The organism is Streptomyces sp. NPDC099050, from assembly GCF_044759865.1.
Lineage (GTDB): Bacteria > Actinomycetota > Actinomycetes > Streptomycetales > Streptomycetaceae > Streptomyces.
Window position 1 is genome coordinate 23,534 of sequence record NZ_JBIWAE010000035.1, and the last position, 8,031, is coordinate 31,564.

Here is an 8,031-nt window from a genome sequence, read left to right on the forward strand (position 1 = left end):
CCACCACCCGCACCACGCGAGCGGCGCACGGGGCAACCGGGCAACCGGGCAACCGGGCAACCGCAGGCTGAGCCGAACAAGCCCCGCGAACCGCCGGCCACGAACAGCCGAGCTCCCAACCGGCGCCGGGCCACGGCCGGTACGGAAACAGCCGCCGCCGGGGCGCGCAGCGCCCCACACCGCCGCACCGGGCGAGGACGAGCGGATGGGGAACCCGCGGGGCGGGACCGGGTGGACGGGGCCCGGCCCGCACCAGAACGGCCCGCGCCGGACCGGCCCGCACCCGCAAGGTCACACCGGACCGGCACGAGCGGATTGGCCACCCGCAGCGCGGGAACGGGTGGATGGAGACCCGCCCGCACACCCCGCGGGCGAGGGCGGACCCCGACCGGGGCGGCACGGAACGGCGTGAAACGGCAGGTAGCCCGGGGAGACGGGATTGGCCGGGGCCCGGCCGTATGGGCAGGATGGAGGCGGCCCCGGCCCGTGGTTGACCCCGGGTACGGGCCGACGGGGGCGGAGACCGGCCGCAGGGCACGATTAGGCTGGGCGACGGCGTGGCCCGGTGGAACGCCGGACCAGTGTTCGACAGATCAGGAGGACCAGTGAGCGGCGATCGGAACGAGAGGCGCGGCGGGACGTGGGACGTCCCGACGGACGATCAGTCCGACGCGGAGCCCGAGCTGACGGGCGAGTTCACCATCGACTACACCCCACCGGCCTGGTACACGCAGGGCGCGGCTCCGGCGGCCGCCGCGATCCCGGGCCTGCCCGAAGGCAGCGGCTTCGAGCCCCACCGGCCCCCGTCGGACCTGGAGACCCCTCCGACGATGCGCATCGCGCCGCCCGCCCCCCGCGCGGAGTCGAACCCGGCACCGGCCCCGGCCATGCCCTACGCGGGCACCCCCGACGCACCCACGGCACTGCCCGCGGACTCCGCGCCCGCACCGTACGCCCCGGCCCCTGCCACTCCGGCCGCGCCGTACCCGTCGGCCCCCGGCAACTCCGCCCCGGCGCACCCGCCGGCCCCGGACGCTGCCGCCCCGCCCCACCCGCCGGCCCAGGACACCGGACTGCCGTCGAACCCCGCCGGCACGGGCAGCCCCACTCCGGCCCACGCCCAGGCCCCAGACGCCGCCCCGGCATACCCGCTGACCCCCGGCACGGCCGCCCCTACATACCCGTCGGCCCCGGACGCCGCCACCCCGGCGTACCCGTCGCTCCAGAACACCGGACTGCCGTCGAACCCCGCCGGCACGGGCAGCCCCGCTCCGGCCCCGGACGCCCCCGCCCCCGCATACCCGTCGACCCCCGACACCGCCGCCCCACCCCACCCGCCGCTCCAGAACACCGGACTGCCGCCGAACTCCGCCGACACCGGCAGCCCCGCCCCGGACCACACGCCGCCGTCGGACCCGGCGGCCCCGGGCAGCCCCGCCCCGGCCCACGCTCCGACCCCGGACTTCGCCCTGGCGCCGGTCCCGCCGTCCTCGGACGGCGCCGCGCCCGGCCGCGCCGACAGCGCCGCGGCGCAGCCCGCCCCGCCCGCCTACACCCCGGCCCTGGACTCCGCCGTCCCGCCCCACCCGTCGGCCCAGGACTCCGCCCTGCCGCCCCAGCCGGGCAGCCCGGGCGCCTCGTATCCCTCCGCTCCGGACGCTGCCGTGCCGCCCCACGAACCGGCCCCGACCCCGGCCCCGGGCGCCACCCTCCCCCCGGCCCCGCCGGTCCCGCCGGCCCCGGACGGCCCCGCCGGTCAGGGCCCCTTGAGCGACCCGTACGCCTCCGCGCCCGCCGGCCAGGGGCCCGCACCGGCTTCGTACGACACCCGGCCGCCGTACGCGCACTCCGCGCCGGTCGACGAGGCGCCGCCCGCCGTCGTGCGTACGCCCACTCCCCCCGCGGGGACGGTCATCCCGGCGCCGCGCGAGGCGAACCCGTTCGGGGGATCCACCGGAGCCGATCCGGCGTCCGGCGCCGAACTTCCGCAGTGGTCCGCCGAGTTGACCGCACCGGCGGCCCCCCAGGCCGGGTACGACATCCAGCCGCCCGCCCAGCCCCGCCCCCAGGCGCCCGACGCCGGGTACGGGTTCCCGCCCGCGCACCAGGCCCCGCCGGCCCCACAGCCGCAGCCGCAGCCGCAGCAGTACGCCGATCCTCGCGGCGGCCAGTGGCAGCAAGGTCCGCCGGGGCCCCAGGGGCCGCAGGGCCCTCACGGCCAGGATCCCCGTTACGGCTCCCCCCAGCCCTCCGGCGGCGCCCCCCTCGGCTACACCGCCGCCGTCGAGCTGTCCTCCGACCGCCTGCTGCGCGGCCGGCAGAAGGCGAGGAGCGGCAACAACGCCTCCGGTGGCGGCGGCCTGTTCCGCTTCGGCGGCAAGGCGGCGGAGGCGGAGCGGCGGCGCAAGCTGGAGCTGATCCGCACGCCGGTCATGTCCTGCTACCGCATCGCCGTCATCAGCCTCAAGGGCGGCGTCGGCAAGACCACGACGACCACCGCCCTCGGCGCCACCCTCGCCACCGAGCGCCAGGACAAGATCCTGGCCATCGACGCGAACCCCGACGCCGGCACCCTCGGCCGCCGCGTGCGCCGCGAGACCGGGGCCACGATCCGGGACCTGGTCCAGGCGATCCCGTACCTGAACTCGTACATGGACATCCGCCGGTTCACCTCCCAGGCGCCCTCGGGCCTGGAGATCATCGCCAACGACGTGGATCCGGCCGTCTCGACGGCCTTCAACGACGAGGACTACCGCCGCGTCATCGAGACGCTCGGCCGCCAGTATCCGATCATCCTCACCGACTCGGGCACCGGCCTCCTCTACTCCGCGATGCGCGGGGTCCTGGACCTGGCCGATCAGCTGATCATCATCTCGACCCCGTCGGTGGACGGCGCGAGCAGCGCCAGCACCACCCTCGACTGGCTCTCCGCGCACGGGTACGCCGACCTCGTCTCGCGCTCCCTCACCGTGATCTCCGGGGTCCGCGAGACCGCCAAGATGATCAAGGTCGAGGACATCGTGCGGCACTTCGAGACCCGCTGCCGCGGTGTCGTCGTGGTCCCGTTCGACGACCACCTCGCGGCCGGCGCCGAGGTCGACCTCGACATGCTCCGGCCCAAGACGCGCGAGGCGTACTTCAACCTCTCCGCCCTGGTCGCCGAGGACTTCATCCGCGCCCAGCAGCAAGCCCCGCAGAACCACTGGGGCCAGCCGCAGCCGCCCCAGCAGCCCTACCCGCAGCAGCCTCAGCAGCACCAGCCCCAGCCGCAACCCCCGTACGGCCAGCAGCCCTACCCCACCCCCGGCCAGCCCTGGCCCCAGCAGCCCGGTCAGCCCCAGCCGCCCCAGCCCGGCGGGCCCCCGCGCGACCCGCGCCTGGGCTGACGCAGCCGGCACACGCACGAGGGCCCGTACCGCCCCCGGAATCCCCGGGACGGCACGGGCCCGCGCCCGTTGTCCAACCGCTCGTCAGGCCATCAGCCCGTCAAGGCCGTCGGGCCGTCAGTGCTCCGCGTCGTACGTGTCCGTCAGCACCCGCGCGCGCTTCACGTCGTCCGCGATGGCCTCCAGCAGCCCGTCCAGCGACTCGAACTTCGCCATCCCGCGCACGTAGGCGAGGAAGTCGACGGCCACGTGCATGCCGTACAGGTCCAGCCCGACCCGGTCGATCGCGTACGCCTCCACGGTCCGCTCGGTCGCGTCGAACTGCACGTTCGTGCCGACCGAGATCGCCGCCGGCATCCGCTCGCCGTCAGCCGTCAGCCAGCCCGCGTACACCCCGTCGGCCGGGATCGCGGTGTGCGGCTGCGTCTCCACGTTCGCCGTCGGGTAGCCGAGTTCGCGCCCGCGCTGCGCACCGCGCACCACGACGCCCTCGAGCCGGTGCGGGCGGCCCAGGATCTCGGCCGCGCCGTCCATGTCGCCCTGCGCCACGAGCCTGCGCGCGAGCGTGGAGGAGAACGGCACGCCGCCGCCCGCCTCGCCGCGCTCCACCAGGTCCACGACCTCGACCTCGTAGTCGTAGGTGGCGCCGAGCTGCCGCAGGAAATCGACGTTGCCGGCGGCCTTGTGGCCGAAGCGGAAGTTCGGGCCCTCGATGACCGCCAGCGCGTGCAGCTTGTCGACGAGGACCTTCACGATGAAGTCGGCCGGGGACAGCTGCGAGAACTCCGCCGTGAAGGGCAGGATCAGCAGCGCGTCCACGCCCAGCCCGGCCATCAGTTCGGCGCGCCGGTCGTACGGGGCCAGGATCGGCGGGTGGCTGCCGGGACGGACGACCTCGCTCGGGTGCGGGCTGAAGGTGACGACGACGGAGGGGACGCCGAGCTCGCGCGCCTTGGCCACGGCGCGTCCGATGATCAGCTGATGACCCCGGTGGACGCCGTCGTAGGAGCCGATGGTGACGACGCCGCGTCCCCAGTCCTGGGGGATGTCCTCCAAGCCACGCCAGCGCTGCACTGTGACCGCTCCTCGCCCGAACCCTGTAGGCCCTGTCCTGGTTGCCGATTGCAGGTCTAAGACTGCCATGCCGGTGCCCGCTGCCCATCATCGGCGTCGTCCGGCGCGGACGCGCTCGGGGAGGCGCTCGGGGAGGCGCTCGCGGGCGCGTTGCGAGCGAGGGTCTCGACGGTCCGGCGCGCGCTCGGTCCCAGCAGCGCCGCCGCCTCCTGCGGCGCCCGCTCCAGCCAGTGGGCCACGAGCGCGCGGAAGGCCGGTTCGGCCCGCGCCAGCTCGACCGTGCGCCGTTCGAAGACCGCAGCCCCGCCCGGTGCACGCATCAGTTGCCGGCCGGTGCGCCGCAGCAGGTCCCCGGTCCGGTCCGGCGGCGCGCCGGTGCCCGCACCCGCCGCCAGCGCGCCGAGGAAGGCGTCGAGCACGGACGGGTCGAGCTCCTCGCGGAGCAGCGCCTCGGCCAGCTCGCCGCGGAGCGTGTACGAGGACTCCGTGCCCGGGGCGGCCAGTACGCGGGCCAGCGCGGCCCGTACCGGGGGCGGCCCGGAGCCCAGCAGGTCCCGTACGAGCGGGCGGAGCACGGGGGCGGCGGCCAGGCCCTGTTCGAGCCGCCGGTCCACGAACTCGGCGGCGTGCGCCGCGTCCTGCGGGTGCCGCGCGAGGTGGTCCCGTACGAGGTCGGCCGCACGCCTCGCCAGGCCCGGCGTGGTCAGCGCGGCCAGCGCGCGCACCACCTCCCCGTCGGCCCGCTCCCGCAGGGCGGCGAACACCGCGTCCGGGTCGGGCAGCACGGGGAGCGCGGCGACCAGCGCGGCGGCGGGCAGCCGCCGGCCGTGCCCGGGGTCGCGGAAGCAGGCGAGGGCCTCGGGGAGGTAGCGGGCCCGCACCTGGGGGTCGCGGAGCAGGATCCCGAGGGCGCTGCCGTGCAGGGAGGCGTCCGCGGGGCGGGCCAGGAGGGCCTGCGCGGCGTAGCGCAGCAGCTCGCGGTCGGCGGGGGTGCGCACGTGCGGGGCGGTGAGCGGCCCGTACGCGGCGGCCGCGACCCGGCGGCCGGGCCGCTCGTCGTGGGCCCAGCGGTCCACGGCCCGGCTGAGGGCGGAGGGTTCGTCCCCGGCGAGTACGGCGAGCAGCTCGTCGGCGCGGGGGTGCGCGGCGCTGACGAGCGCTTCGGCGAGGTCGTCGACGGCCAGGCCGCGGTGGGTGTGCAGCAAGGCCTGCGCAGCGGTGGCGACGGTGGCCCCGGGCCGCCCGAGCAGCCGCCGCTCGTCGCGGAACCAGCCGCAGAGCAGGGGCTGCACGAGCCGCGGGGCCCGGACCAGCCGCCGGGCGGCGGCGTCGAGGAGGCGGTGGTCATGGGGCACCAGCCGCCGCAGCAGCTCGAACCGCTCCTCCTCGGCAACGCGCACCCGGGTCCAGAACCCAGCCCCGAACTCCCCCTCGCCCTCCCCGCCCTGGCCGCCCTGGCCGCCCTGGCCGCAACCGGCCGAGCCACCGGACACGGTGGCCCCGCCGGTGCTGGTGTCGGGGCCGGGGCCCGTGCTGGTACCGGGGCCAATCCCGCTGCTGGTGCCGGGGCCGGTGCTGGTGCCTGTTCCGGGGAAGCGGGCGGCGGCGCCGGCAGCCGCCTCGGCGCGGGGGTGCCCGGCCCGCGCGCCGGACCCGGTGCCGCCGACGCCGGCGGTGGCGGTGGCGGTGGCCGCCTCAAGGCAGGGATGCCCGATCCTCGCGCCGGGCCCACCGGCCGCCTGCGTTCCGCCCTGGGCGGGAATCCGCGGGCGCCCCCTGCCACCAGGTCCCGCCCACGCGGTGATGTCCACCGGGCCCAGGCCCCCCAGGGTGCCCGCGTACGTGGCGGAGCCAGCCGATGTCGCGGCCGGTGCCGGGCACGGCGCGTCCGCCCCGGGCGGCCCCGCGTACCCGGCGGAGCTGGCCGGTGCCGCGGACGCCGCGGCCGAAGCCGGGCGGGGCGGGCCCGCCCCCGGAGGCCCCGCATGCACGGCGGAGCCGGCCGATGGCGGTGCCGGGCGCGGCGGGTCCGCCGCGAGAGGGGTGCCCTGCGCCGGGGCGGGCCGGGGCCGGGACAGGTGCTCGGCCAGGGCGTGCAGGACCGGGAGGCAGGGCGTGGCGTCGGGGGCGCGCAACAGGGTCTCGCCGACGAGACGGGCGGCCCACCAGCCCACCTCCGGGCCGTCGGCTCCGTCGAGCAGGGCCACGAGCCGCTCCAGCGCGGCTGCCCGCTCCCCGGGCGGAAGCAGGCGCAGGGCCTCCAGCACGGGACCGATGCGGTGACGGGGGACGTCCCGGCCCAGGGTGTCGAGGGCCGCCGGGAGGTCCAGGTGCGCGGCCTGCAGCCAGTCGGCGAGCTCCTCGTGGGCGAAGCGGTAGCCCTCGCCGGCGGGCACCAGCAGCCCCTCGGTGAGCACCGCGGAGGCCCACCCCGACCGCCAGGGGAACAGTTCCTCGAAGGAGGCCCGCTCCAGCTGCCCCTGGCCCGGCCCCAGACACCGCCGGGCGGCTTCGTGCACCCGCCCGGCCACCCGCGAGGCCAGCCGGCCCACCCCGGGCCCGTAGACCGCGGCCGTATCCGGCCCGGCCATGCCCGGCTCACCCGTGTACGTCCCGCCCGCGCCCGGCCCGGCCGCGTCCCAACCGCCCGCGCCCGCCCCGGCCGCGTTCCGCCCGCCCGAATCCGGCCCGGCCGAGTACGGCCCTCCCGTATCCGGCCTGGCCACGTCCTGCCCGCTCGTATCCGGCCCGCCCGAGTACGGCACCGCCATGTCCCAACCGCCCGCGCACGCCCCGGCCGCGCCCCGCCCACCCGAATCCGGCCCACCCGCGTACGGCCCTCCCGTGTGGGGTCCCGCCAACTCCCACCCGCCCGCGCCAGCCCGCCTCGCGGGCCCGCCGCGTCCGCTGGGTTGCGGGAGTGTGGTCGACGCCCGGACGGCCACGCGTAGGCACAGCAGGTCCAGGTGGGCCGCGAACACCTCGTCGCGGGACGGACGGCCCGCGGTGACCCCGGCCGCGCGGATCTCCGCGAGCAGCCGCAGGGTGAGCGGATGCCGGGCGTCGGCGCCCGCGACGGCCCCGGCCGGGATGCCCAGCCGGGCCCTGGCCCGCGCCGCCTGCTCGGGGGTGAGATCGCCGACCGGGAGCGCGGGCGGCAGCCGCCGGGCCGGCCGGGCCGGGATCCGGAGCATCCGCGACGGGTAGAGCCGCCCGGCCGACTCCCAGTGTTCGGGACGGGCGGCCACGGCCAGCCGGGCCCCGGTCGCCTCCAGCCAGGCGGCGGTGGCGCCGGTCCACGGCGCGGCCCGCCCCGCGAGCCGCGGCGGCATCTCCTCGGGCCCGTCCAGGACGACGAGCAGGGCGCGCCCGGCCGAGGCCACGAGCAAGGCCAGCTCCGAGGCCGACACCGGGTCGGGGCTGCGGTCGGGGCCCCGGTCGCGGTCGGGGCCCCGGTCCCGGTCCCGGTCGGAGCCCCGGTCCCGGTCCCGGTCGGAGCCCCGGTCCCGGTCCCGGTCGGAGCCCCGGTCCCGGTCCCGGTCGGAGCCCCGGTCCCGGTCCCGGTCGGAGT

Annotated in this window: 1 protein-coding gene and 2 pseudogenes; 1 reads left to right on the plus strand and 2 read right to left on the minus strand. The window is 78.0% G+C overall.

Annotation, left to right across the window (positions count from 1 at the left end; all coding sequences use genetic code 11):
- Window positions 1–605: 605 nt before the first annotated feature.
- Window positions 606–3,577 (plus strand): annotated as a pseudogene (locus tag ACIQV3_RS36800) (SCO5717 family growth-regulating ATPase); the annotation flags it as partial.
- Here the strand turns inward: ACIQV3_RS36800 and ACIQV3_RS36805 are convergent.
- Window positions 3,504–4,460 (minus strand): bifunctional riboflavin kinase/FAD synthetase, encoded by a 957-nt coding sequence (locus ACIQV3_RS36805; protein ID WP_403720612.1) that lies wholly within the window; start codon window positions 4,458–4,460, stop codon window positions 3,504–3,506. The pseudogene ACIQV3_RS36800 and the gene ACIQV3_RS36805 overlap by 74 nt on opposite strands.
- Before the next feature lie 56 nt (window positions 4,461–4,516).
- Window positions 4,517–8,031: pseudogene (locus ACIQV3_RS36810) on the minus strand (hypothetical protein); the annotation flags it as partial.